General features: G+C 64.5%; 24 protein-coding genes. 17 read left to right on the forward strand and 7 right to left on the reverse strand.

From position 1 onward, the window contains the following. Nucleotides 1-11: 11 nt before the first annotated feature. Genes PP1Y_RS08860 through PP1Y_RS08870 form a run of 3 tightly spaced genes read right to left on the reverse strand, consistent with a single transcriptional unit; the run spans nt 12 to nt 2,484 of the window. Nucleotides 12-752: an SDR family oxidoreductase gene (locus PP1Y_RS08860; RefSeq protein ID WP_013831935.1), complete on the reverse strand. Its 741-nt coding sequence runs from the start codon at nt 750-752 to the stop codon at nt 12-14. Beyond that, nucleotides 749-1,705, reverse strand: a complete 957-nt coding sequence (locus PP1Y_RS08865; RefSeq protein ID WP_013831936.1) for a 2-hydroxyacid dehydrogenase — start codon at nt 1,703-1,705, stop codon at nt 749-751. Before PP1Y_RS08865 ends, PP1Y_RS08860 begins: the two co-directional genes overlap by 4 nt. A gap of 17 nt (nt 1,706-1,722) precedes the next feature. After that, a complete protein-coding gene (locus PP1Y_RS08870) occupies nt 1,723-2,484 on the reverse strand; it encodes an SDR family oxidoreductase (protein WP_013831937.1) in 762 nt (253 codons plus the stop codon). A gap of 189 nt (nt 2,485-2,673) precedes the next feature. On the opposite strand from PP1Y_RS08870, the gene PP1Y_RS08875 reads away from it, so the two are divergent. From PP1Y_RS08875 to PP1Y_RS08900, 6 genes are all read left to right on the forward strand, one after another. Continuing rightward, the gene (locus tag PP1Y_RS08875) at nt 2,674-3,720 is read left to right on the forward strand and encodes an L-idonate 5-dehydrogenase (RefSeq protein WP_013831938.1); all 1,047 of its coding nucleotides are present in this window, start codon (nt 2,674-2,676) and stop codon (nt 3,718-3,720) included. Further along, nucleotides 3,717-4,067 (forward strand): hypothetical protein, encoded by a 351-nt coding sequence (locus PP1Y_RS08880; RefSeq protein WP_013831939.1) that lies wholly within the window; start codon nt 3,717-3,719, stop codon nt 4,065-4,067. The genes PP1Y_RS08875 and PP1Y_RS08880 overlap by 4 nt, the downstream gene beginning before the upstream one ends. 37 nt (nt 4,068-4,104) lie before the next feature. Next, entirely contained in the window at nt 4,105-5,211 is a 1,107-nt protein-coding gene (locus tag PP1Y_RS08885; protein ID WP_013831940.1) for a LacI family DNA-binding transcriptional regulator, read from the forward strand. A gap of 1 nt (nt 5,212) precedes the next feature. Next, nucleotides 5,213-6,094 (forward strand): NAD(P)-dependent oxidoreductase, encoded by an 882-nt coding sequence (locus PP1Y_RS08890; RefSeq protein WP_013831941.1) that lies wholly within the window; start codon nt 5,213-5,215, stop codon nt 6,092-6,094. Then, nucleotides 6,091-6,612, forward strand: coding sequence for a gluconokinase (locus tag PP1Y_RS08895; RefSeq protein WP_013831942.1), 522 nt, complete (start codon nt 6,091-6,093; stop codon nt 6,610-6,612). The genes PP1Y_RS08890 and PP1Y_RS08895 overlap by 4 nt, the downstream gene beginning before the upstream one ends. A 101-nt stretch (nt 6,613-6,713) precedes the next feature. After that, entirely contained in the window at nt 6,714-8,087 is a 1,374-nt protein-coding gene (locus PP1Y_RS08900; RefSeq protein WP_013831943.1) for an MFS transporter, read from the forward strand. Between the two features lie 350 nt (nt 8,088-8,437). Here PP1Y_RS08900 and PP1Y_RS08905 read toward each other — a convergent pair whose 3' ends face one another. Beyond that, nucleotides 8,438-9,382, reverse strand: coding sequence for an isocitrate lyase/phosphoenolpyruvate mutase family protein (locus PP1Y_RS08905; RefSeq protein ID WP_013831944.1), 945 nt, complete (start codon nt 9,380-9,382; stop codon nt 8,438-8,440). A gap of 55 nt (nt 9,383-9,437) precedes the next feature. Next, complete coding sequence (locus PP1Y_RS08910) at nt 9,438-12,257, reverse strand: TonB-dependent receptor (RefSeq protein ID WP_013831945.1); 2,820 nt, start codon at nt 12,255-12,257, stop codon at nt 9,438-9,440. A 657-nt stretch (nt 12,258-12,914) separates the two neighbouring features. Here PP1Y_RS08910 and argS point away from each other — a divergent pair. The 8 genes from argS to tatC all read left to right on the forward strand — a co-directional run bounded on the left by argS (nt 12,915) and on the right by tatC (nt 19,744). After that, the gene (argS, locus tag PP1Y_RS08915; RefSeq protein ID WP_013831946.1) at nt 12,915-14,672 is read left to right on the forward strand and encodes an arginine--tRNA ligase; all 1,758 of its coding nucleotides are present in this window, start codon (nt 12,915-12,917) and stop codon (nt 14,670-14,672) included. A 2-nt stretch (nt 14,673-14,674) separates the two neighbouring features. After that, nucleotides 14,675-15,481: an SPOR domain-containing protein gene (locus PP1Y_RS08920; protein WP_013831947.1), complete on the forward strand. Its 807-nt coding sequence runs from the start codon at nt 14,675-14,677 to the stop codon at nt 15,479-15,481. 96 nt (nt 15,482-15,577) lie between these two features. Further along, nucleotides 15,578-16,591 (forward strand): beta-N-acetylhexosaminidase, encoded by a 1,014-nt coding sequence (nagZ, locus tag PP1Y_RS08925; protein ID WP_013831948.1) that lies wholly within the window; start codon nt 15,578-15,580, stop codon nt 16,589-16,591. Between the two features lie 3 nt (nt 16,592-16,594). Then, the gene (locus PP1Y_RS08930) at nt 16,595-17,410 is read left to right on the forward strand and encodes a ScpA family protein (protein WP_007013106.1); all 816 of its coding nucleotides are present in this window, start codon (nt 16,595-16,597) and stop codon (nt 17,408-17,410) included. A gap of 11 nt (nt 17,411-17,421) precedes the next feature. After that, complete coding sequence (gene scpB, locus PP1Y_RS08935; protein WP_013831949.1) at nt 17,422-18,099, forward strand: SMC-Scp complex subunit ScpB; 678 nt, start codon at nt 17,422-17,424, stop codon at nt 18,097-18,099. A gap of 97 nt (nt 18,100-18,196) precedes the next feature. Next, complete coding sequence (locus PP1Y_RS08940; RefSeq protein WP_013831950.1) at nt 18,197-18,436, forward strand: twin-arginine translocase TatA/TatE family subunit; 240 nt, start codon at nt 18,197-18,199, stop codon at nt 18,434-18,436. 25 nt (nt 18,437-18,461) lie between these two features. Beyond that, nucleotides 18,462-18,911: a Sec-independent protein translocase protein TatB gene (tatB, locus tag PP1Y_RS08945; RefSeq protein WP_013831951.1), complete on the forward strand. Its 450-nt coding sequence runs from the start codon at nt 18,462-18,464 to the stop codon at nt 18,909-18,911. A gap of 11 nt (nt 18,912-18,922) precedes the next feature. Next, complete coding sequence (gene tatC / locus PP1Y_RS08950) at nt 18,923-19,744, forward strand: twin-arginine translocase subunit TatC (protein WP_013831952.1); 822 nt, start codon at nt 18,923-18,925, stop codon at nt 19,742-19,744. 93 nt (nt 19,745-19,837) lie between these two features. Here the strand turns inward: tatC and PP1Y_RS08955 are convergent, their stop codons facing one another. Both PP1Y_RS08955 and PP1Y_RS08960 read right to left on the reverse strand, forming a co-directional pair. Further along, complete coding sequence (locus PP1Y_RS08955; RefSeq protein WP_013831953.1) at nt 19,838-21,544, reverse strand: amidohydrolase; 1,707 nt, start codon at nt 21,542-21,544, stop codon at nt 19,838-19,840. After that, the gene (locus tag PP1Y_RS08960) at nt 21,541-22,437 is read right to left on the reverse strand and encodes an NAD(P)-dependent oxidoreductase (RefSeq protein WP_007013112.1); all 897 of its coding nucleotides are present in this window, start codon (nt 22,435-22,437) and stop codon (nt 21,541-21,543) included. Before PP1Y_RS08960 ends, PP1Y_RS08955 begins: the two co-directional genes overlap by 4 nt. 99 nt (nt 22,438-22,536) lie before the next feature. Between PP1Y_RS08960 and PP1Y_RS08965 the strand changes: the two genes are divergently transcribed. The 3 genes from PP1Y_RS08965 (at nt 22,537) to PP1Y_RS08975 (ending at nt 25,727) form a co-directional block, all read left to right on the forward strand. Continuing rightward, complete coding sequence (locus tag PP1Y_RS08965; protein ID WP_007013113.1) at nt 22,537-23,790, forward strand: threonine ammonia-lyase; 1,254 nt, start codon at nt 22,537-22,539, stop codon at nt 23,788-23,790. A 96-nt stretch (nt 23,791-23,886) separates the two neighbouring features. Beyond that, nucleotides 23,887-24,672, forward strand: coding sequence for an SDR family NAD(P)-dependent oxidoreductase (locus tag PP1Y_RS08970; RefSeq protein WP_013831954.1), 786 nt, complete (start codon nt 23,887-23,889; stop codon nt 24,670-24,672). A gap of 215 nt (nt 24,673-24,887) precedes the next feature. Beyond that, complete coding sequence (locus tag PP1Y_RS08975) at nt 24,888-25,727, forward strand: arginyltransferase (protein WP_013831955.1); 840 nt, start codon at nt 24,888-24,890, stop codon at nt 25,725-25,727. The last annotated feature ends 4 nt before the right edge of the window (nt 25,728-25,731 follow it).

Raw genomic sequence — 25,731 nt, forward strand, 5'->3', positions numbered from 1 at the left:
CCGCGTCTGGATTATCCGCGGCCGATGAACGGCATTTTGGTAGCCATTACGGTCATGAAAGCAACGTTGGCCTCAAGCGGCAGGCTGTCCATGTAGGCGACAGCCTCGCCGACCCGGGCAGCATCCATGAGAGGCTCGGTCCGGATGCTGCCGTCGGCCTGAGGCACTCCTTCGGCCATGGCCGAGGCCATTTCGCTGGCAGCATTGCCGATATCGATCTGGCCGCAGGCAATGTCGTGTGCGCGGCCGTCGAGTGCGCACGACTTGGTAAGGCCGGTAACGGCATGCTTCGTCGCGGTATAGGCGATCGAGTCAGGCCGCGGGGCGTGGGCCGATATCGATCCGTTGTTGATGATGCGACCGCCCTTCGGAGTCTGCGCCTTCATCACGCGGAATGCGGCCTGAAGGCACAGGAAGGCGCCGGTCAGGTTGGTGTCCACGGTGCGCTTCCAGTCCTCGTACGCATAACTTTCAATCGCACCGCCAAGGCTCACTCCGGCGTTGTTGAAAAGCAGGTCGAGACGTCCCAGGCCGTCAACAGTGCGAGCGAACAGGGCATCCACGCTGGCTGGATCGGTTACGTCGGCGCCGATGGCAAGATGATCGCTCCCGCCAAGCAGCGCACGCGTTTCTTCCAGCGCCGCGATCCTGCGCCCCGCCAGAGCGAGACGATAGCCTCGCTTCGCCAAGGTCACTGCGACTGCCTGGCCGATCCCGCTACCGGCACCGGTGATGAGGGCGGTTCTGCTCATCGTGGGGCAAGTGCCGCGCGCGGAGCTCTTCCCGCCAGGAAATCGTCCAGATTGGCCACCACGAGATCCGCCATGGCCTGCCGGGTTTCGACGGTCGCACTGGCGATGTGGGGGGTGAGAACGGTCCTTTCGCTATCGACAAGCGGCTGGGGAATGTTCGGCTCGTCGGCGAAGACATCGAGCGCCGCGCCCGCAATTACGCCCTCTGTCACCGCCCGGGTCAGGGCGGGCTCGTCGATTACCGCGCCGCGCGAGACATTGACCAGATATCCATCGCGGCCGAGCGCGGCGAGAATCTCGGCGTTGACGATTCCGCGAGTCTCGGGCGTAGCCGCGCAGGCCACGATAAGGACATCGCAGGCTTCGGCCAGTTCGGCCGCGCTTGCATGGTAAGCGTAATCGACCGGCTTGGGGCCGGCGTCGCAATAGGCAATCGGACCGAATGCGGCGAGGCGCTGCGCCACCGCAAGTCCGATCTGGCCCAGCCCCAGAATGCCGAAGCGGCGTCCGCTGACCTTGCGAGCCAGGGGCATGTCACCCTGCAGCCAGCGGCCCTGGCGTACGTAGGCATCGGCCGAGGGCAGTCCCCGGAGCATGGCGATGACAAGCCCGACGGCGAGATCCGCGACGTCATCCGTCAAGGTCCCGGGTGTCGTCGTGACGGCAATGCCCCGGGATTGGGCTGCGGCGAGATCGACCTTGTCGAAGCCTACTCCGTTGATCGCGACGATGCCCAGCGAAGGCAGTGCGGCCATGAGCTCGGGCGGACAGCCGATGTGTCCGCCTGTCACGACTGCGCGAACCTGCGCGGCATTTTGCGCAAGCCAGGCCTTCTGTTCGGCAACGTCCTTCTCGAACCAGCGCTGAACCTGGAAGCGGGCCGCGACCGCAGCTTCCAGATTCGGTGAAAACGGGCACAGCTGCAGTGCGACGGCTGCGGAAGAATCCCCCATGAAAATCTGTCTCCTGCTCAAATTACCGAGAGTATGCCGCCGTCGACGTAAAGCGTCTGGCCGTTGACGAAATCGGATGCGCCCGAGCAGAGGAAGACGGCTGCGCCGTGCAGGTCCTCCAGATTTCCCCAGCGGCCCGCTGGCGTGCGCTTACGCAGCCAGGCATCGAATTCGGGATCCTCGACCAGCGCCTTGTTGAGCGGGGTTGCGAAATAGCCCGGTCCGATCGCATTGATCTGGAGCCCATGGCGCGCCCAGTCGGCGCACATGCCGCGGGTCAGATTCCTTACCGCCCCCTTGCTCGCGGTATAGGGCGCAATTCCTGGGCGGGCGAGTTCGCACTGAACCGAGCCGATGTTGACGATCTTGCCGCGACCGCGCGCGATCATCGAACGCGCAACGGCCTTGGACACGAAATAGACGCTGTCCAGGTTCGTCGCCATCAGCGCGCGCCAATCGTCGTCATCGAACTGCTCGAGTGGCGCGCGGCGCTGGATTCCCGCGTTGTTGACGAGGATATCCAGCGGGCCGTCCTCGCTCTCGATCTCTTCGATGGCGCGGTTCACCGAATCCGGGTCGGTTACGTCGAAGCAGCTTGTGGCTACGCGGAAACCCTGGCCGCGCAGTGCATCGGCAGCCGAGCCGAGCGCATCTTGCGATCGCGCGTTCAGTACCAGCGAGGCGCCGGCCTGCCCAAGGGCTTGCGCGATCGAATAGCCGATTCCGCGCGAGGAGCCGGTGATGAGGGCTCTGCGGCCCTCAAGGTTGAATAGGTTCACGACATGCTCTCCTTCATGGCCTTGCCCTAGTATGGGATCGGTCACATGACAAGTCTTAACGAGTTGCCCGAGATTGAGGTGATATGCGGTAAGCGCTCATTTTTACGATGGAATTATCTTTTTCCGATTGACGTGTTGCCACGCATGGTCACCGATGGTATCGGTCCCACCGTAATAGGAGAGGGCGTTATGCTTGCAGCGATTTGCCACGGAAAGAAGGATTTGCGCGTCGAGGAGCGGGAGGACCGCGGGCTGGCTGACGGCGAAGTGCGCGTGGCGGTCGCTTACGGTGGTATATGCGGTTCCGATATGCACTACTTCCACCGAGGGTCGGTGGGGGACAACGTTGTCCGGGAGCCGATGGTGCTGGGGCACGAGATTTCCGGCGTAATCGCCGAATGCGGTGCCGGCGTCGAAGGGCTGCGTCCGGGCATGCGCGCTGCCCTGGATCCGAGCCGGCCGTGCCTGACCTGCGCGCAGTGTCGTGCCGGCCGGATGAACTTGTGCGAGGATATGTACTTCCTCGGCAGTGCAGGCCGCTTCCCGCATGTCCAGGGCGGGTTCGCCCAGCATCTCGTGCTTCGGGCCGATCAGATCATCCCGGTTCCCGACGATGCCGATCTGCTCCGGCTCTCGGTTGCGGAGCCGCTCTCGGTCGGTTTGCACGCCGTTGCCCGGGCAGGCGCGCTGATGGGGAAGAGGGTCCTGGTCACCGGGTCCGGGCCGATTGGATTGCTGACCGCGCGTTGTGCGAAATGGGCAGGCGCGCTGGAAGTCGTCTCTACCGACATCGAGGATGCCGCTCTGCAAGTGGCGCGTCGCATGGGGGTGGATCGCACCGTCAACGTGGCCAGCGCGCCGGACGCGCTCTTGGCGATGAAGGATCATTTCGATGTCGCCTTCGAGGCATCGGGCGCGGCAGCGGCGCTTGGCTCGTTGTTCGACCTCGTGCGGCGCGGCGGTCGTATCGTCCAGGTCGGCATGCTTCCGCCCGGCGATGCTCCGGTCCCCGTCAACAGGCTTCAGGCGCGCGAGATCGAGTTCGTGGGAGCGTTTCGTGCCAATGGCGAATTCCGGCTTGCGGTCGATCTGATCGTGTCGGGCGCGATCGACGTCACCCCGATCCTTTCGGGTACCTTTCCGCTCGCCGATTCCGTCACTGCCTTTGAACGGGCAGGCGATCGTTCGCAGGTCGTCAAGCTGCATATAGCCATGAACCCGGAGCAATTCGCATGATTACCCGCACCGCCGTCTTCGAGGGCATGATCAAGCCGGGCCGTGAAGAGGCATTCAAACATGCCGTGGTCACGCGGCTGGGTCCAGCCTGGAAGGCCTTTCCGCACGCGCTTGATGTCCGCCTGTTCTACATTGAAGACGCGGACGAGGGCGCGCCTCCGATCGTCATGATGCAGCAGATCGACTATCCAAGCCGCGAGGCCCTGGCTGAAGCGCTGGCCTCACCCGCCCGCGATGCCGCGCGCGCAGCGACGCTGGAAGTCCTCGAGATGTTCGAAGGGCGCTTCTATCACTATGTGAGCGAGGGCAACGCGGTCGAGGCGGTGGAGGCGGCGCAAACCCGGTGATATGCCGGAGTTTTGTTGCCTGAAGGATCCAGTCGCGATGTCCAGTTCATCCAACTCTTCCGCCGATGCCGGCAATCGCGAAGCCCCGGTCGCAGGTGGGAAGTCCCAGCAGTCCACCGGCCGACCGACAATTCGCGACGTTTCGCGCCTTGCCGGCGTTTCTCGCATGACCGTTTCGCGTGTGATCAGTACGCCCGACCTCGTGCTTCCGGCGACCCGGGACAAGGTTCTGCGTGCGATCGACAGCCTGGGTTATGTTCCGGACCGCGCGGCGGGAAGTCTGTCGAGCCGCAAGACCGGCTTTATTGCGCTCATGCTGCCCACGCTGAACAACGCCAACTTCGCGGCGGTTGCGCATGGTCTTACCGAAGTCCTTCGGGAACGCGACTATCATCTCCTGGTGGCTTATACCGACTACGATACGGCCGAGGAGGAGCGCCAGATGCGTGCGCTCCTCGCGCGCCGGCCCGAGGCTATCGTGATCACCGGCGCCATGCACCGGCGCAACGCCAACCGCATGCTGCTGGCGGCGGACATCCCGGTCATCGAGGTTGCAAACCTTCCCAGCCAGCCGATCGAGCATGCCATCGGCTTTTCCAACTACGAAGTTGGACGTACCGCAGCACGCTATCTCATCGCGAAGGGCTTTACCCGGATCGGCGCGCTCGCGGCGACTGCGGGCGAAACGGTGACCGATCACCGCGGTGAGGAGCGCGTGCGCGGTTTCGAAGAGGAATTGTCTGCCTCCGGTCTGTCCAGGGATTTCGTGCTGCGGCATGGCCAGGCACCGGTCAGCTTCTCGCACGGCTCACATGCCATGGGCGCATTGCTCGAGGCGCATCCGGACGTCGAAGCGGTTTTCGCCGTGTCCGACATGTCGGCTGTCGGTGCGGTCATGGAGTGCCAACGCCGTGGTATCGACGTCCCGGGGCGGGTCTCGATCATGGGCTTCGGCGATTTCGAGATCGGCAGGGAAATCAATCCTCCGCTCACCACCATCCATGTGGACTTTCATGCGCTTGGCCAACGAACGGGACATGCCCTGCTGGGTATCCTGTCCGCGGATGCGCAGGAACGTCCTGCCCAGCGCATCGATGTCGGGCTGAGCCTGATCGAGCGCGCCTCAGTCAAGGGAACCCAATAGCATGAAGATCGCGGTCATCGGTGTCGGAGTCATGGGCTCGGCCATAGCCGGTCGCCTGCTCGAAACAGGCGCGGCGCTTACGGTGTATGACCGCGATGAATCGAAATGCGCGGAACTGGTGGCCCGCGGGGCCGTACTTGCCGGAAATGCGCGTGGGGCCACTGAAGCCGCGCAATTCGTCATCACCAGCCTCAATTCGGCCGCGATCGTCGAAGCGGCGGTTTTCGGCGAGGACGGCATCGCCGGGGCTGCGGGCCCGGACAAGGTATTGTTCGACATGTCGAGCATCGATGCCGGTCTCACCACCCGGATGGCCGCGCGCCTTCTGCGCGAAACAGGCATGGAATGGGTTGATGCACCGCTTTCCGGCGGCGCGCCGGCTGCGGCAAAGGGGACTCTGACCCTGATGATCGGCGGTCACGATGGTGCCGTCGAACGGGTCCGGCCCCTGATCGATGCGCTGGCCCGAAATGCCACCCATTTGGGAGGTCCCGGCGCTGGACAGACGGTCAAACTCGTCAACCAGTTACTGTGTGCCAATACCTTTCTGGCCGTCGCCGAAGCGGTGCGCTTTGCCGAGGCACAGGGTGTGGATGCCGCGCGCATCCCGGCGGCCCTGGCCGGCGGACGGGCGGATTCGCGGATACTGCAAGAGTTCATGGGCAAGATGGCAGTGCGCGACTTCACGCCCACGGGACGCATCGACAACATGCTCAAGGACCTGGAGACCGTGCAGTCCGCCGCCATGGACAAGCGCCTGGCCATGCCGCTTACGTCGCTGGCTGCCGACCTTCACCGCATGTTGGTGGCCGCGGGCCTCGGTTCTTCGGACAGTGCCGAATATGTCCGCCTCTTCGACATGGCCAGGGACAAGGGGGCATGAGTGGGGCTGTGCCGCGCGCCATCGTGGTCATGGGGCCCAGCGGTTGCGGCAAGACGACATTGGCCCATGCGCTCGCGAATGCTCTGGGTTGGACCTTCATCGAGGGAGACGAGCTTCATCCGCCCGCGAACCGCGCCAGGATGGCTGCCGGCATCGCGCTGAGCGATCACGACCGGGAGCCGTTCCTCGACGCAGTGGGCGATGCGCTGGTGGCCAGTCCGCGCGGCGCGGTGGCATCCTGTTCCGCACTCAAGCGCAGCTACCGCGACCGGCTGCGCGCGCGGGTCGGAAATGTGCTTTTCGTGCTGCCCATGCTTGATCGATCCGGCCTTGAGCAGCGCATGACCTCGCGCCCGGGCCATTTCATGCCGGTGTCGCTGTTGGAAAGCCAGTTGGCCACGCTCGAAGCGCCGACTGGCGAAGAGAATGCCTGTCTCCTCGATGGACATTTGTCCGGTGCCCAGCAGGTCTCGCAAGTCCTGCAAGAGTTGGCTGCCTGCAAGGCGAAGAATTCCTGAAACGAAGTTTGCCTGACCGGGAATGGCAATTCGCTCCCGGCAGTCTTGGCGGCAGCTCACGCAAGGGCGGGCCCGCAATGACAAAAACGAAGAGGATGCAAATGGCAAATCCTGTGCCCGCTCAGCACGACTTTCAAACCGATGCCTTGCCGCCGGATCCTCTTCCCGAGCGCAAGGCCGCGTGGCCCGCGGCTCGGCGCAGTTGGATGATTGCCACGCTTCTCGCGCTGGCCTCGATCGCTTCGCAGTTCGACCGGGTCGTGCTCAATCTCACGGTCGAGCCCGTCAAGGCGCATTTCGGCATGGATGACACGCGCTTCGCCATGCTGCAGGGCGTCGCCTTCGGAATATTCTACACGATCTGCAGCGTTCCGATCGGCCGCCTTGCCGACCGGCACCGCAGGACCGGTCTGCTGGGAATTTCCCTGCTGCTGTTTTCCGTCTTCTCGATGGCCTCGGGCCTCGCCCGCAATTTCTCCCAGCTCTTTGCCTCGCGTGTCGGGGTGGCGGTGGGTGAGGCAAGCGTGACGCCGACGGGGCTGTCTCTGCTTGCAGATCTTTTCCCGCCACAGCGCCTCGGCCGCGCGGTGGGTGTGTTCTTCCTCAGCGCCCCCTTCGGTATCGGCCTCGCCTATCTCGTGGGTGGTCAGTTGCTGGACGGGCTTTCGGCCGCTCATGATACCAGCGGAGGGCTTCCCCTGGGCCTGCTGCCCTGGCAGGCGTGCTTTCTGCTCGTGAGCCTTCCCGGCCTGCTGCTGGCGCCCGTGTTCTGGCTGCTTCGAGAGCCCGCACGGCGTGGCACCGGTCATGACAGGCCGATGACGATCGCCGAAGTGATCAAGGTGGTCAAGGATCGCCGCCTTGCGCTGACGCTCATGTTCTCGGGTTTCTCCATGGTTACGGTCGTGAACTTTGCCTACAACGTGTGGATGCCCGCGCTCTTCGGTCGTGTTTACGGGTGGGACCCGGCGCAGGTCGGGCTCGGCTTCGGCCTGATCATGATCATCTTCGGTACCAGCGGCACGTTCTTTGCAGGCGTGCTGGCAGACAAGGTTGCGGCAAGCGGCAAGGTCGATGCGCCGCTCCGGGTCGCTGCGTGGAGCTTCCTGCTTTGCGGTATCTTCGGATGTGTCGCGCCGCTCATGCCCAATGCCTGGGCATCGCTTGCCCTTATCGGACCGACCATGTTCCTGTCCTGCATGCCGGTGCCCTGTGCTGGAACCGCGCTGCAGCTGATCGTCCCGAACCGCGCGCGCGCGCAGGTCACCGCCCTCTACATCATGATCATCTCGCTTGTCGGCATCGGCATCGGCCCGATGATCATCGGCTTCATGAACGATCATGTGTTCACCGGCCCCACCGACATTCGCTATTCGATGGCCATCGTCGTCGGGATTGCCAGCCCGCTGATGTGGGTCCTGCTCCTCTTCGCGCTGAAGCCCTATCGCAGCTTGCGCGAAGCGATGGACCTGTAGGCTCTTCGCCAGCTTCTGCTTGAGGCGAGGGTAATCTTGAGGGGGGCAGTCGCATTGACTGCCCCTTTTTTGGTGCCTTGCCCACCGGTGATGGGCCGGTGCCCTGTACGCAATCCCACCGATCCCGACCTCCGCTTGCCCGGAGACGTGCGGTGCCTGCGGTACACTAAGCGCGTTCCGGAAGGCCACGAGGGCCGGGCAGGCAAGCAGATCTTTCATCCCGCCCGCCGCTGTTCGGCCGGAGGTGGCGGTGTCTTTGCCTGGGGGCGAGAGCCATAAAAAAGGGGCCCGGCAACGCAGAGGAGATCTGCGTTGCCGGGCCCCGAGGGAGGGTCAGTATTTCTTCGGGATCAGAGGCGGTCTTCGATCGGCACCCGCTTGAAGCCTTCGGGGAAGTCTTCCACCGCATTGCCCACGATCGTGTATTCCTTGCCGCCGCCCGTGAAACGGTTTTCCAGTTCCATGTAGCTCTGCGGGTCGAAAAGCGGTGTAGCGCTCATGCCCATCACGCCGGTCGCGTCCTGCTTCTGGCAGGTATAGTGGCAGCCCTGCTGCTCGACGTTCCTGAGGCCATGTTCGAGCATGCCGTCCATTGCCGCCTTGAGCGTATAGTGCATGGTCATGAAGTTGAAGCCCAGCGGGTAGATCTGGTCGGCGGTGACTGCCGGTTTGCCGTCGATGTCGCGTACGTCCGGAAACATCTTCCAGCCCGGGACCTTTTCGGCCACATGCTGGGCATGTGCGTAAGTGCCGATCTTGACGACGGTCGTCATCTTGGCGCCCAGTTCATGGGCCATCGCCATTCGGATGCAGCCTTCTTCCATTTCGGTTTCGGGGTCTGCATTGGTGCGTGCGATCAGGAAGCAGTCGGTCCCTTCCAGCGCCGCCAGCGCGGCCTTGACCTTCTCCATGTACTTGTCGCGTGAAATCAGTCCGGTCGATTCCTCCATGTCCGAGGCGTCCTCGAGCTGGAGCGCCTTGGCGCCGGCCATCGCCATCCGCTTTGCCGAACGATAGACGGCAAGCGGACCGCCGAAGCCGTCCTCGATGTCGGCGGCAAGCGGGATTCCGGAAGTCTGCGAAATCCGGCTCGTTATCCACTCAATGTCGGTCAGGTTCGAAAAGCCGTAGTCGATCACCCCGTTCATGGCGATCGAGACTTCCCCGCCCGAGAGCATCATGGCCTCGAAGCCAACCAGCTCCACCGCACGCGCGGATGCGCAGTCGTAGACACATGGGGCGACAATGCATTTCTCGGTCGTCTGGAGCAGCTCTTGGAGCGACTTTTTTGCCATGCGCATTCCTTCTATTTGCAGGCCCGCGCCGGCATTGCCGGCGCGGATTTTGAATTTACATCGTCACACGGGCGCCGATCTTGAAGTAGCGACCGTAGGGATTGAAATAGACCTGGTTGGTGCCGCCCTGTGCACTCGCCGCGGCGGACGGGTCGGTATTGAAGACATTGTTGACCAGCCCGAAGAATTCGAAGCGGTCCGTCGCGCGGAAGGTCAGGCCCAGATCCAGCGTGAAGTAGCTGTCCACGCGGTTGTCGTTGACACTGTTGGGCAGGTTGGGATCGTAGCCTGAATCTTGCGGTCCGATCATCGTCGTGTCGAAGATGCCTTCGGGGATGTAGCGACCGTGGGCGTTAAGCGAGACGCGGTCCATGTTCCAGGTCACCGAGGCGTCGATCAGATAGTCGGGAACGCCCGTGGTGGTGCCGGGACGATAGCCGGTCTGGCCGAGGCGATCGACACCCGCGATCGAGTACTTGAGGTACTTGGTAGCGAGGACGCGCATGTCGACATTGCCCATGCTGCCAACGTCGAACCCGTAGTTCAGTTCGAAATCGAGGCCGCGGTTGCGGATCTGGCTCACGTTCTGAAGCACGTCGGATACGCTCGTAATCGTCCCCGTCGTATCGCGCGAAACATAGTCGCAAAGCGCAGAGACCCCGGCATAGCACCGGTCGACAAGAACCTGTGCACCGAGCGTCGAAATGGCACCCTTCAGGTTGATGTCATAGTAGTCGACTGAGAAGCGCAGGCGATGGAGCGCGCCGCCCGGCGTCAGGACCGCGCCCAGGGTCCAGGTGTCGGCCTTCTCGGGATTGAGTTGGCCGTTTGCGCCTGAATAGGCATTGACCTGGATCTGCGAACCGTTGTTGGCCGGATCGACAACTGTCGTGCGGCCAAGGGATACGGGGCCAAACAGCTCGGTCAGATTCGGCGCGCGGATATCGCGCGAGCGGGTGACGCGAAAGCGCAGGAAATTCGCCGGTGCATAGACGAGGCCCGCTTTCCATGTGGTGGCGTCGACCGTGCTCGAATCGACGCCCGGGCTGTTGCGGGTGTAGTGGGTCTGGCGCACCGCGCCGTTGAGTTCGAGCGTGCGGGCAAATGGGACGTCCGCAAGGATCGGTGCGTTCGCTTCGAGATAGCCTTCGACGACCTTGATGGTGCCGGTAAGCGCTTTGCCGTTGAAGGACCAGAAGGCGTTTGCATTGGACAGGGCATCGGCCGAACCGGAGGCGTGATCGCTGCGGAATTCTGCGCCCGCGGCCAGCGCAAAGTCGCCGCCCGGCAAGGCGAAGAGGGAGCCGTTGATGTTGGCGGCAATGGCGTGCTCGGTCAGGTCGGTCGTCTGGTAGCCCGAGGGTGCGATGTAGGCTGCCCCGGCCTGCGAGATATTGCCTGAACCAAAGACGTTGATCGGAACGCAGCCCGGGTCATCGTTGCCGGGATCGGCATCGGCATTCACCCGGCACACGACCGAGCCGTTCGCTTCCACTGCCTGGGCGGCCTTGGCTACACGCGAAGCGACGAAGTTGCCGGAATAGTCCTGTCGGAACTTGTTGCGGCCGTACTCGTAGTAAGCGTCCCACTTCCAGGTGTCCGACAGCTCGCCTTCCAGCGAGAAGACGGCTCGGTACGTTTCGTTCTTGGAGTAATCTACCGAACCGCCCAGGTCGGTAAATGCGCGGCCCAAGGTGAAGCTGTCGATCCCGTTGTCATCCATGATCGTGCCAACGCTGTCGGGCAGGTAGTAGTTGTCGCGCTGGACCGTCAGGGTGGACCTTGCGTCAGAGCCGATCACCATGCCCTTGACCCTGCCATAGGACAGGTCGAGCCCGGCCTTGATGCTGTCGGTCAATTGGTAGTCGCCGTGTGCATAGGCGACAATGCGTTCAACCGGCGGGGCCAGCAGGATACCGTCGAGAAATCCGTTGCGACCCGATTCCGATCCACCCAGCGTGAAGAGTGGAGACGGGTTGCTGCCGTAGATCGTACCGTAGTCGTAGTTGTAGGTGCTGCCGTCAGGATTGAAGGCGAGGCCGCGCAGGGGGCCTGAATTCGCAACGATCAGGCCGCCCGAGGACAGGGTGCCGGTTCCGGCCGGCCCGCCGCGAATGCTGGCGGGAAGTCCGTCAAAGCCTGCCGGCGAATTGCCGATCAGTTGTTCGTTGGGGCACCAGTCGCGCGTGTAGCAATCGCCAAGGCCTTCGGACTTGGTGTATTCGCCGGCAATCTGGAAGTGGCCCCGGCCATCGCCGAAGCTCGTGCCCCACGCGGCCTGGGCAGAGCGCTCTGCGCCGTCGCCCTCGCCGGAGATGCCGGCCTGGACCGTGCCCTTGAAGCCGTCCAGGTTCTTGTCGAGGATGAAGTTGACGACCCCTGCAACGGCATCGGAGCCGTAGGCAGCCGAAGCGCCGCCGGTCACGATTTCCACGCGCTTGACCAGCAGGCTGGGGATGAGATTCACGTCGATCGTACCTTGCGTGGTCGAGGGTACGAAGCGCTTCCCATCGACCAGAACCAGCGTACGGGTGGCGCCCAGGCCGCGCAGGTCGAGTACGCGCGCGCCGATGTTGCCACCAACGGCCTGCTGGGTGTTGGGCGTGGTGAGGGCCCTGAACGAGGGCAGCTCGTTGAGAGCATCGCCCACATTGGTTTCTGCGCGGGCCTGAAGCCGGTCATCGCCGACAACGGTGACGGGCGTAGGTGCGGACATGCCGTTCTGAGCAATGCGCGAACCCGTGACGATGATCTGCTGCATCTCCGGTTCTGCGGTCGGCGCAGTCTGGGCAACCGCTCCGGCAGGAGCGCGAGAATCGGTTGCCCCTGCAGCACTATCCTGAGCCTGAACGTTGGTTGCGGCCATCAGTGCCATTAGGGCGCAGCTGCCTCCGAGCGACCAACGCACTTTATCGAACTTGCACATCCAAACCTCCTCTCGTTGCGTGATCGGCTCTGGCCAATCATCCCTGTGATATCGGTCCCATTAATGAGAGTGCTGGCGGTGTGCAATCGAAAAACCAGAAAAGCACGTATTTTTATGGTTTTTTCGGAAGTTTTGAGCGAACTTTGTCCCGATACAGTTATATCTTGGGATCGGTCACATTGAGTCGAGGTTGTCGCGATACCGGTGCCGGCCGGGCGAGATGCCGAGGATCGCAGGCGCTCCCGAGAAGGAGGTTCGGGTGTCTGTCAACCTCGGCTCACCGCTGGTCCATCGTCGCGGGAGCCGGTTGACGAGGAGGGGGGTGAATCGAGTCGATCAGGGGCGGGTCTGGCACAGGCCGCCTTTGCACTGACGGCCCTCGCAATCCGTTTTCCTACAGGCATGCGTCTGCGCTAGTTTCGCTGTCATGCCCCGGCTCGATAGGACCTGTCTCGCAAACGCGGCCATTCCCACGGTGGCGGGCAAGGCCCGGTGGGGGCGGCGCCGTTTTTGTCCAGGACAGTGTAAACCGTGTAAACTTGCCTTGCCGGTCATGCGCGAGCCAGCCTGTTCCCCTTTGCGCGCACATCGGCTATCCGCGCGCCCATGAACACTGCAACTCGTGAGAACCAGACCCTGTACGCCGCTTTCGCGGGCCACCTCAATGCTGCGCTGGATGCGCTGGAAGCGGCGGGGACGCTGCCGGGCGGGCTGAAGCGAGGTGCGATCACGGTCGAGCCGCCGCGCGATCCCTCGCACGGCGATCTTGCGACCAATGCGGCGATGGTGCTGGCCAAGCCCGCTGGCATGAAGCCGCGCGACCTGGCCGAGGCGCTGGTCTCCGAGCTGGCGAAGCTCGATGCCGTGACTTCGGCGGAAATCGCCGGGCCGGGCTTCATCAACCTGCGCCTCGCGCCTGCGACCTGGATTGCGGAGCTGCGCGCGATTGCCGATCTGGGCGCGGATTACGGCCGTTCGGCCATGGGCGGCGGGTCGACCGTCAACGTCGAGTACGTTTCGGCCAACCCCACCGGGCCGATGCACATGGGCCACTGCCGCGGCGCGGTCGTCGGCGATGCGCTGGCGACCCTGCTCGAGTTTGCCGGGCACAAGGTGGTCAAGGAATACTACGTCAACGACGCCGGCGCGCAGGTGCAGGTACTCGCCCGCTCGGTCCACATCCGCTACCGCGAAGCGCTGGGCGAGGACGTGGGCGCGATCCCCGAAGGCCTCTACCCGGGCGACTATCTCGTCCCGGTCGGCAAGGCGCTCGCCGAGGAATTCGGCGACAAATACGCTCATGCGCCCGAATCGGAATGGCTCACGCTGTTCCGCGAAAAGGCGGTCGCCGCGATGCTGGTGATGATCAAGGACGACCTCGCACTGCTCGGCATCGAGCACGAGGTGTTCTCGTCCGAAGCAGAGCTGCAGGCCTCGGGCAAGCCCGACGAGGCGGAAGCTTGGCTGCGTTCCAAGGGGCTCGTCTACGACGGCGTGCTCGAAGCGCCCAAGGGCAAGACGCCCGAGGACTGGGAGCCGGTCGAGCTGCCGCTGTTCAAGTCGACCCGGTTCGGCGACGATCAGGATCGCCCGATCAGGAAGTCGGACGGCACCTGGACCTATTTCGGCGCCGACCTCGCCTATCACTACCAGAAGGCCCAGGAAGCCGACGCGCTCGTCGATATCTGGGGTGCCGACCATGCCGGCACGGTCAAGCGGATCAAGGCCGCGGTTGCCGCGATGACCGGCGCGGACGGGGAGCCGACCCCATTCGAGATCAAGCTGGTGCAGATGGTCCAGCTGCTGCGCGACGGCGAGCCGGTGAAGATGTCCAAGCGCGCAGGCACGTTCGTCACGCTGGCCGACGTCGTGCGCGAAGTGGGCAAGGACGTGGTGCGTTTCACCATGCTGACCCGCAAGCCCGAAGCGCAGATGGACTTCGATTTCGCCAAGGTCGTCGAAGCCTCGAAGGACAACCCGGTATTCTACGTCCAGTACGCCCATGCCCGCGTCCATTCGACGTTGCGCAAGGCCGCGGCCGAAGGGCTGACGCCTGCGGCCGACCACCTCGAGCTGCTGGGTGAGGAGGAACTGGAGCTGGTCAAGCTGGCCGCGCAGTTCCCGCGCATCGTCGAGGCGGCGGCAGCCGCGCGCGAGCCGCACCGTATCGCCTTCTTCCTTGGCGACCTTGCCGCCGCGTTCCACGGATACTGGAATCTCGGCAATGATCGCGTCGAGAAGCGGTTTATTAACTTACTCGATGTTAACCTTACTGCTGCGAGGCTTTTCCTGGCTGTGCAGATCGGGCAACTTGTCCGTAACGGCCTGGCATTGCTCGGCGTAGAGGCTGTAGAGGAAATGTAAGGATGGCATTCTCGGACACGGGTCAGGGGGACCGGAGCGGAGATCCGCAGGGTCCGAAGGTCGACGGTGACGACGGCGAATTCGATGGCGCCGGTTTCGCAGGCGTCGCGCCGGAAGGCCAGCCTTCGTTCGAGGAGCCGCCGCAGCTCGAGCTGGGTGACGAGGACGTGCGCCTGCCCTGGCTCGAGGGCGATGACGACGAATTCGAGGACGAGCGCGGCTCGGGCATGAGCCAGGGCCTGTTGCTGGGCATCTTCGGCCTGCTTGCCATCGCGGTGATCGTCGGGATCGTCTTCTGGGCGATGAAGGGATCTTCCGACAAGCCGCTCGTCGCCGATGGCGGGGTCATCGCCGCGCCCAAGGAGCCCTACAAGACCAAGCCCGAAAACCCGGGCGGCGAAGTCGTGGCGGGGACCGGCGACACCAGCTTCGCGGTAGCCGAGGGCCAATCCCGCCAGCCGCAGATCGGCGAGCAGGAGGAAGTGCCCGGGCCCGGTTTCGAATCGGTCGACAAGCCTGCCGACAAGCCCGCCGAGAAGGCTTCGGCTCCGGCCAAGGCGCCTGCACCGGTTTCCGGCGTCGGCGTGCAGGTCGGCGCCTATACTTCGAAGCAGGCGGCCGAAACCGGCTGGAATACGCTCAAGACCCAGTATCCCGAGCTTTCGGGCGTGAACCATCGCGTGCTCGAAGGGCAGGCGGACATCGGTACTGTCTATCGCCTCCAGGCGGTGCCGGGCGATCTCGCTGCCGCAAAGGCGCTGTGCAATGGCATGAAGGACGCCGGGCTGAGCTGCCAGGTCAAGAACTGAACGCGGCCGGGCGGGCTCGGCCCGCCCTGGCGCATTTCCACACCTGAAGGACGCCGCTTCCTTGCGAAGAGCGCGGATTTCTGCGACGAATTCGCCATGGTTCCTGCAATTTTCGGCCTTTCCGGACTCACTCTCGGTCAGGACGAGCGCGCGTTCTTCAAGGATGCCGATCCCGCCGGGTACATCCTGTTCGGGCGCAACGTCGAAAGCCGCGAGCAGATGCGCGCCCTTACCGACGAACTGCGCGCGATCCATGGCCGCGACAACCTGTTCATCTGCATCGACCAGGAAGGCGGCCGCGTTGCTCGGATGAAGCCGCCGGTCTGGCCGGTCTATCCGCCCGGGGAAGCCTTCGACCGGCTCTATGACATCGCCCCGGCCACCGCGATCGAGGCGGCGCGGGCCAACGCCGAGGCGCTCGGGCTGGACCTTGCCGAAGTCGGCATCACGGTCGATTGCCATCCCTCGCTCGACGTGCGCCAGACCGGCGCGCACGACGTTATCGGCGATCGCGCACTCGGCACCGATCCGATGCGCGTTGCCGCACTGGGCCGGGCGATCCTTGCCGGGCTGGCACGGGCCGGTGTCGCCGGGTGCATCAAGCACATTCCCGGGCACGGCCGGGCGATGGCCGACAGCCACAAGGAGCTGCCGAGGGTCGAGGCGAGCGCAGAAGACCTCGAAACGGACCTGCAGCCTTTTCGCGCGCTGTCTGATTCGCCGATCGGGATGACCGCCCATGTCCTTTACACCGCGTGGGACAAGGAGAATCCGGGCACGCTTTCGCCGGTCGTGGTGCGGGAGGTGATCCGCAAGAACGTCGGCTTTGCAGGGCTGCTGCTGACCGACGACCTCGACATGCAGGCGCTTTCCGGCACAGTGCCGGAACGCGCCGAGCGCGCTATCGCCGCGGGCTGCGATATCGCGCTCAATTGCTGGGCGAAGATGGACGACATGGTCGGCATCGCCGAGCGTCTGCCAAGCATGAGCGAGGAGACCGCGCTCCGCCTGAAGCGGGCGCTGACCGCCGTCGGTGACAGCGGAACCGCGGGAGACCACGCGGAGCTGATCGCCCGGCGCGATGCGCTGCTGGCGCAGGTGGCGGCCTGAGCCATGGACCTGCCGCCGGAATCCGGTCTTTCCTTCGAAGCGGCGGACCAGGAATGGGACGGCGTGGCAGCGGCCGAGGCGCACAAGGAAGCGCTCTACCTCGAGATCGAAGGCTGGGAAGGCCCGCTCGACCTCCTGCTTGACCTTGCCCGTCGGCAGAAGGTCGACCTGCGGCGCATCTCGATCCTCGAACTGGTCGACCAGTACCTGACCTATATCGAGCAGGCCGAAGCGCTGCGGCTGGAACTGGCGGCGGACTATCTGGTGATGGCGGCCTGGCTCGCCTACCTCAAGTCGGCGCTGCTGCTGCCCAAGGACGAACAGGCCGATCCCAGCCCGGAGGAACTGGCACTGCGCCTGCAGCTGCGCCTGCAGCGGCTGGGCGCGATGCGCGAGGCGGCAGCGCGCCTCATGGGCCGCGACAGGCTGGGCCGCGACGTCTTCCCGCGCGGCGCACCCGAAGGCTTGCGGGTGGCCCGTCGCAATGCCTGGCAATGCACCTGGTTCGACCTCGTGCGCGCCTATGGCGACATCAAGATCCGCAGCGAGCCGGTGGTCCACATGGTGCGCGAGCGCATGGTGATGACCCTCGAAAGTGCGATTACCCGCGTCTCCTCGATGCTGGGCGTTTCGCTCGACTGGATGGAACTGCGTGAATTCCTGCCGCCTGCGCACGATTCGTGGGCCAATCCGCAGCTGCGCAAGTCGGCGCTGGCATCCAGCTTCGTCGCTGCACTGGAACTGGCGCGCACCGGCAAGGCGGAGATCGCGCAGGACGAAACATTCGGGCCGCTAAGGCTGAAGGCGGTGAAGCCATGAATGAAGACGCAATGACCGAAGAGAGCTTTGCAGAGGCCGGGGCGGACGGGGCGACGGGACCCGACGATCTGGTCCGCGCGGTCGAGGCAGCGCTGTTCGCTTCCGAAGAGCCGATGACCGTCGAAGCGCTTTCCGCGCACCTGGGGCAGGCCGACATCCGTCCGGCGCTGGCCGAACTGCAGAGCCATTACGAGGGGCGCGGCATTCATCTGGTGGAGCGCGGCAAGCGCTGGCATTTCGAAACCGCGCCTGACCTCGCTCATCTCCTGCGCCGCGAAAAGGAAGAACTGCGGCGCTTGTCGCGCGCGGCGACCGAGGTGCTGGCGATCGTCGCATACCACGAGCCGGTCAGCCGCGCCGAAATCGAATCGATTCGCGGGGTGCAGACGGCCAAGGGCACATTGGACGTGCTGATGGAGGCGGGCTGGGTACGCGTGGCCGGGCGCCGCGAAGTGCCGGGCCGGCCGGTGATCTACGCCACCACGCCCGAGTTCCTCGCGCATTTCGGGTTGCGTTCGCTCAAGGAGCTGCCGGGGATTGACGAGCTGCGCGCCGCAGGGCTGCTCGATCCTGTGGATGACGACATGATCGAGGCGGCGCTTTCCGGTCCCGTTTCACAGGAGCGCGATGCGCTGGAAGAGGCGGATGACCGGGACGGACATGGCGATGATGACGACGACGTGACCTGACCGGGTCAAATTCATGACAGGGTGGCAAGTTCCCCCGAAAATCCCTAGATGAGCCTCGTGGCGACCGGAATCGGTCGCACGGTTTGGAGTTGAAGTTATGGGTAGCTTTTCGATCTGGCACTGGCTTGTCGTGCTCGTGATCGTACTGGTTCTGTTTGGCCGCGGTCGGGTTTCCGAAATCATGGGAGACTTCGGCAAGGGCATCAAGAGCTTCAAGGAAGGCATGAACGACGAGAAGTCGGAAGATTCCTCCACCCCGCCGGCTCAGATTTCGTCGAAGCCCGCTGATCCCTCGGCCACGCCGAGCGCCAGCGAGAACAAGACCGAGCAGTCGTAAGCCAGCGCAGAAAGCGACTTAAGCGATGTTCGACATCGGCGCATCAGAACTGCTGATGGTAATCATCGTGGCGGTCGTCGTCATCGGCCCCAAGGACATGCCGATGGCGATGCGCACGGCTGGCCGCTGGATCGGCAAGATGCGGAAGATCTCCGGCCACTTCCGCGCCGGGATCGACGCCATGGTGCGCGAGGCCGAGCTGGAGGAAATGGAAAAGCAGTGGCGCGCGCAGAACGAGGCGATCATGAAGTCGACGCCGCAGCTGCCCAGTGCCGAAGAGATGCAGGCCCCGATCGCCTCGCGTCAGGGTGATGCGGGTTCCGCTGGCGAAGCGAAGTCGCCTGAAGCTGCTGCAACCGATACCCCTGCGCCGCTGAGCGGCGAACAGTCCGCTGCTCAAGATGAAGCCCCGCGAGATGCGAAAGAACAGCAAAGCCGGCAGGCCGAACTGAATCTCCCGCCGCCGCCGCCCTGATCGAACGCTCCATGGCTTTCAAGATTTCCGATATCGACGACACGCAGGCGCCGCTGCTCGATCACCTGATCGAACTGCGCAGCCGACTGATGCGCGCCTTCGCCGCCTTCGCGGTCGCCTTCGGCGTGTGCTTCTATTTCTCGAACGACATCTTCAGCTTCCTCGTTCGTCCGCTGACCGAGGCCTTCCCGGCAGGGCAGGGCAGGCTGATCTACACCAAGCTCTACGAAGCCTTCTTTGTCGAAGTGAAGATCGCGATCTTCGCGGCCTTTTTCGTGAGCTTCCCGGTAATTGCCAACCAGCTCTGGGCCTTCGTCGCACCGGGCCTCTACGCCAAGGAAAAGAAGGCTTTCCTGCCGTTCCTGATCGCGACCCCGGTGCTGTTCACGATGGGCGCGGCGATGGCGTATTACGTCGTCATGCCCACCGCCTTCCACTTCTTCCTGGGTTTCCAGGGGGACAAGGGCGGCCTCAAGCTGGAGGCGCTGCCGGGCACGGGAGACTATCTTGCGCTCGTCATGCAGTTCATCCTCGCTTTCGGGATCAGCTTCCTGATGCCGGTACTGCTGATGCTGCTCAACCGCGCCGGTATCATCACCCGCGCCCAGACCGCCGCCGCGCGCCGCTACGCCATCGTCGGCATCTTCATCGTCGCCGCCGTGGCCACGCCGCCCGACGTTATCTCGCAGCTCCTGCTGGCCATACCGCTGCTGCTTCTGTTCGAAGGCACGCTGATCGTGATGTGGTTCACCGAAAAGCGCGATGCGCGCGAAAAGGCCAAGACCGACACAGCGGAACCCGCGGGTGAGCCCGAGGCTCCTGCCAGCAACTGAGCTTCACTCGGGCCTTGGCTATGTCCGCTTACCCCGGGCCTGTCGCGAGGCGGGCGCACGAAAGCGCCGCGTGAGTGCCGCCCGATCCTCGGTTCAGCGGCCCTCGATCGGAGAGACGTCGCCTTCGGCCTTAGTCGGCAGCACCCGATCCTTGGCATTGGACCAGGCGAGCTTGCCGCCGATCCACGTCTCGAGAACCCTGATCTGGCGCAGTTGCTCGGGAGTCGCTTCCATCGGATCGGTATCGACGAAGAGGAAGTCCGCGTCATAACCCTTGGCGATGCGGCCAAGGCGGTCCTCGGCGAACATCGCGTAGGCCGCGCCGGTCGTATAGGCGTTGATGGCCGCCTCGCGCGAGAGGATCTCCTGCGGCTGCCAGCCACCTGTCGGCTGACCGTCCGCGCCCTGGCGCGTCACGGCGACGGCGATCCCTTCGAAGGGGTGGGCCGGTTCGACAGGGGTGTCCGATCCGAAGGCCAGCGGCGCGCCGGTGGCGGCGATCGACTTCCACGCATAGGCGCCGGACAGCCGGCTCGGGCCCAGTCGCGCTTCGGCCATTGTCCGGTCCGAGGCTTCGTGCTGCGGCTGCATCGAGGCGACGATGCCGTGTTCGCCGAAGCGCGCGATATCCGCGGGATCGACGATCTGGGCATGTTCGATGCGCCAGCGGCGGTCGCCCTTGTAGGTCTGTGACAATTCGTCGATGGAATTGAGGACCGCCGCATTGGCGGCATCGCCGATGGCGTGGACGGCAACCTGGAAGTTGTCTATCGCCGCCCGGCTCATGAGGTTGCCCAGCTGGGTTTCGCTGATCTGGGGCAGGCCCTTCGTTTCGGGCGCGTCGGCATAAGGCGCCTTTAGCCACGCCCCGCGCGATCCGAGCGCGCCGTCGAGGTAGAGCTTCACCCCGTTCATCTTCAGCCGGTCGCCATAGAGCCACGGTGTCGGGCGGGGGCCGCCGATCAGCGTCATGTTGTCGATGCCTGCGGCATAGGCGACGATGCGGATGCGCAAGTGGCCGAGGTCGGCGGCGCGGCGATAGGCCTGCCAGTCCTCGATCGTCGTGCCCATGTCGGCAATTGCGGTCACGCCCGAGGCGAGCAGCGCCAGTTGCGCTTCACCCAACGCGGTATCGCGGTCTTCGGGGCGGGGACGCGGTACCCTGGCCTCAACCAGTGCGGTGGCGGCATCGACCAGCACGCCGGCAGGGGCCTTGCTGCCCACCTTGCGCAGGATCTGGCCGCCAGCCGGATCGGTGGTGGCGCCGGTGATACCGGCAGAAGCCAGCGCGGCGCTGTTGGCCCAGCCGGCATGGCCGTCGACGCGGGTAAGCCACGCGGGCTTACCGCCGGTCACGCTGTCGAGCTCGGCCGCGGTCGGCATCCGGTCGATGCCCCAGTTGGCCTGGTTCCAGCCACTGCCGAGGATCCAGGGCGTTTCGGGATGGGCGGCGGCCCATGCCGCGATCCGGGACAGCGCCTCGTCCAGCGATTTCGTCGCGGAGAGGTCGAGCGTCATCTTCGCAAAGCCGGTCTCCATGACGTGGCCATGGGCATCGATCATGCCGGGCACGACCACGCGGTGCTTGCCGTCGACCTGATACTGGACTTTCCTGGGGCGCTTGTCGCCGTGGCGGTAGACCTCGATCACGCGGCCGTCTTCGCCGATCAGGAAGCCCTCGAAGCGTTCTATCCCGCCCTTGCCGTCCGGCGTCAGGCCCTCGACATTGTCGACAAGCACGTCCGCATGGGCGGGCGTGACGATCAGCAGCGCGAGCGCTGCCGCGGCGAGATGCTTCACTTGCGGCCTTTCCTCGGCAGTCGCTTGATGATCGCGCTGGTGTCGAGGCGGCCGCCGCCCATGGCCTGGATCTCGGCGAAGAACTGGTCGATGAGCGCGGCCACCGGCAGCGAGACGCCAAGGCCACGCCCTTCGTCGAGGCTGAGGCCGAGATCCTTGCGCATCCAGTCGATCGCGAAGCCGAAGTCGAAGCGGTCCTCGTCCATCGACTGCCAGCGGTTGTCCATCTGCCACGACTGCGCGGCGCCGCCGGAAATCGCCTCGTAGACCTTGTCCATGTCGAGGTGCGAGGCCTGCGCGAAGCGCACCGCCTCGGCCAGCGCGGCGACATTGCCCGCGATGCAGATCTGGTTGGCCATCTTGGCGATCTGGCCCGAGCCGGCCTTGCCGACGTGGACGATGCGCTGCGAATAGGCTTCCATCACCGGACGCGCGGCTTCCACCGCTTCGTTGCGTCCGCCGCACATCAATGTGAGCGTGCCTTTTTCCGCGCCGATCTGCGAACCGGTCATCGGCGCGTCGATGCAATGGACCTGCAGGTCGCGCGCCTCCACCGAGATCTGGCGGGCGATGCGCGCCGATACCGTCGTGTGGTCGATGAAGACGCCGCCCTTCTTGAGCATCTTGAAGACGCCGTTGGGGCCGAGCACGACTTCGGCGAGGTCGTCGTCGTTGCCCACGCATGTGATCACCACGTCGGCGTCCTGCGCCGCGTGCGCCGGGTTCGCGGCGATGCGATGGGCGAGTCCGGGATTGTCCTCCACCCATTTCTGCGCGCGTTCGGGCGAACGGTTGTAGATGGTGAGCTCATGGCCCGCCTTGGCGATGTGCCGCGCGATAGCGCCGCCCATCACGCCGAGGCCGAGGAAGGAAACCTTGCGTCGTTCGGTCATGGGGATGTCTTCTAGCGAGGGTCTGTGACGCTATCAATCTAAGCCGGGCCTAAGCCCACGCTTTCAATTTGCCCCGGTTTCCTTTACCCGCGCCACCCTATGGACCAGCAAACGCTCAAGACCGCCCCGGGGACCGATGGTGCCCTGCTGACTGCCGACGACGTTCGTGCGGCGGCGGCGCGAATTTCGGGCAAGGTCGTGCGCACGCCGACGCAGCACTCCAATACGCTGAGTGCGATCACCGGTGCCGACGTCTGGCTCAAGTTCGAAAACCTGCAGTTCACCGCCGCCTACAAGGAGCGCGGAGCGCTCAATGCCCTGCTGCTGCTTTCGGAAGAACAGAAACAGCGCGGCGTCATCGCCGCTTCGGCGGGCAATCACGCGCAGGGGCTTTCCTACCACGGCACCCGGCTGGGCGTGCCGGTAACGATCGTCATGCCCAACACCACTCCGCTGGTGAAGGTGATGCAGACCGAAAGCGTGGGCGGCAAGGTCGTGCTCGAAGGCGAAAGTTTCGACGAAGCCTATGCCCATGCGCGCAAGATGGAGGCCGAACTCGGCCTTACCTTCATCCATCCCTTCGACGATCCGCACGTCGCGGCCGGGCAGGGCACCGTCGCGCTCGAAATGCTCGAGGACGTGCCCGAGATCGATACGCTGGTGCTGCCGATCGGCGGCGGCGGCCTGGCATCGGGCATGGGCACGGTGGCGCGCGCCATCAAGCCGGGCATCGGCCTGATCGGCGTCGAGGCGCAGCTCTACCCCTCGATGTACAACCTGCTCAAGGGCACCAACCTGCCGGTCGGCGGCGATACGCTGGCCGAGGGCATCGCGGTGTTCGAGCCGGGCAAGTTCACTTCCAAGGTGCTGCGCGGCCTGCTCGACGAGTTCCTGCTGGTCAGCGAATCGCGCATCGAAAGCTCGCTGGCGCTCCTGCTGCAGATCGAAAAGACCCTGGTGGAGGGCGCGGGAGCGACCGGCCTGGGCGCAGTCATGGCCAACCGCGAGCTGTTTGCCGGCAAGAAGGTCGGCATCGTGCTGTCGGGCGGCAATATCGACACGCGCCTGCTTGCCAACGTGCTGCTGCGCGACCTTGCCCGCTCGGGCCGGCTCGCGCGCCTGAAGATCGGCCTGCAGGACCGTGCCGGTGCGCTCTACAAGGTCGCCAAGGTGTTCCACGAGCACAATGTGAACATCGTCGAGGTGCTGCATCACCGCATTTTCACCAACCTGCCCGCCAAGGGACTGCTGACCGAGATCGAGTGCGAGGCGCGCGACCGCGAGCAGCTCGAGACGCTCGTCTCCGCCCTGCGTTCGGCGGGGTACGAAGTGCGCCAGGTCGAGACCGACTGACGAACTGCCCTGGTCCGGCTTCGTCCGGATAGGCTGCACGAGGCTGAAACTGGCCGGCCCTTGAAACCCGGACGCGTTGCCGCGCGTTGCTGGGGCATGGCACTCGATTATCTCGACTTCACCGGCGATTGCGTGGTCGTGACCGGCGGCAGTTCGGGGATCGGCAAGTCCTGCGCGATGGCGCTGGCCGGACGCGGGCTGGCGGTCGCGATCACGCACTTTCATGCACCGGAGGAGGCTGACGAAGTCATCGGCCGGATCCACGCCAACGGCGGGCGGGCTATCGCCTGCGATACCGATGTCGGTAACGAGCAAGACGTCGAGGCACTTTTCGCAGCTGCCGAATCCGCCTTCGGTCCGGTCCGCCTGCTGGTGAACAGTGCAGGCCGCAACATGAGCGGGACGGCGGTGCAGGACATGACGCTGGAGCATTTCGATGCCGTCATGCGTGCCGACCTCTACGGTCCGTTCCTGAGCTGTCGCCGTTTCGTCCGCGGCCTCGAGGGGCAGGGCGGGGGCCGGATCGTCAATGTCTCATCCATTCACGAATCGGCGCCGCGGGCCGGGGCCGTCGACTACGACAGCGCCAAGGGCGGGCTGGCCCAGTTGACTGCGACGCTCGCGCTGGAGCTGGCGCCGCGCGCAATCGCGGTCAACGGCGTGGCGCCGGGCATGATCCTGACGCCGATGAACCAGGCCGCGCTGGACGATCCGCAGGTGCGGGCGCGCAAGGCCGACGCGATTCCCTGGGGCCGGGCGGGTCGTCCGGAGGAAGTCGCCGAGCTTGTCGGCTACCTGCTTTCCGACCGAGCCGATTATATTACCGGGGCTACGGTCAGGATTGACGGGGGACTTTCGCTCAAGGTGGCGCAAGATGCCTGATCGGGAATGGACTAGTCTTGGAAGTGCTAAGGTTTTGATTCACTTACGCCCCGAACCGGGACAAGTTGAAATGGCCAGGGGTACTCCGGGGCGAAACCTCCGGTTCGAGGGCAGTTTTGTAGTTAAAAGACTTTCAACTAACTGCCCGCGCATGCATATTCGCTCTGCAACTGAAAGGCCTATGGTCGCAAACAAGTAAAGGAAGAGGCGCCTCCGTGACGGCTCCCGTTCGATTTCCGAGGTTCTTTGTAACGAGCCCTGCGCCGTGCCCCTATCTGCCTGGGCGCAGCGAACGCAAGGTGTTCACGGAACTCAAGGGGCCACACGCGGACTCCCTGAACGATGCGCTCAGCCGCATCGGCTTCCGCCGCAGCCAGACCGTCGCCTATCGCCCGTCCTGCCTTGACTGCAATGCCTGCGTCTCGGTGCGTGTCGTCGCGAGCGAGTTCACGCCATCGGGAACCCAGAAGCGCATGATGAAGCGCAACGGAGACCTGATCGCCACCGTATGTCGTCCCTGGTCGACCGGTGAGCAGTTCCAGCTCCTGCAGAAGTACCTTAGCGCGCGCCATCCCGAAGGCGGGATGACCTCGATGGACGAGGTCGATTTCGCCGACATGGTCGAGCACACGCCAGTCACCAGCTTCGTCATCGAATATCGCGAACCCTCGGCCGATGGCGTGACTCCGGGTCGCCTTGTCGGCGCATGCCTTACAGATCGTCAGTGCGACGGCTTGTCGATGATCTACAGCTTCTACGACCCCGAGCACGAATCGCGGGCAGGGCTGGGCAACTACATCATCCTCGACCATATCCATAAGGCGCAGGAAATGGGCCTGCCCTACGTCTACCTCGGCTACTGGGTCGAAGGCTCGCCGCGCATGCAGTACAAGGTGCGTTACCGGCCGATGGAACGCCTTGGCCGTTCGGGCTGGGAACGGTTTTCGCCCGAAGAGCAGGACAAGCTGATCGCTGCCGTCGTCAAGAACCCGGATGGACATGGCAAGGCCGGTGCCGGTGGGCGCAAGGACGGCGTACCCTCCATCGCCAACTGACGAT

Source organism: Novosphingobium sp. PP1Y (assembly GCF_000253255.1).
Lineage (GTDB): Bacteria > Pseudomonadota > Alphaproteobacteria > Sphingomonadales > Sphingomonadaceae > Novosphingobium.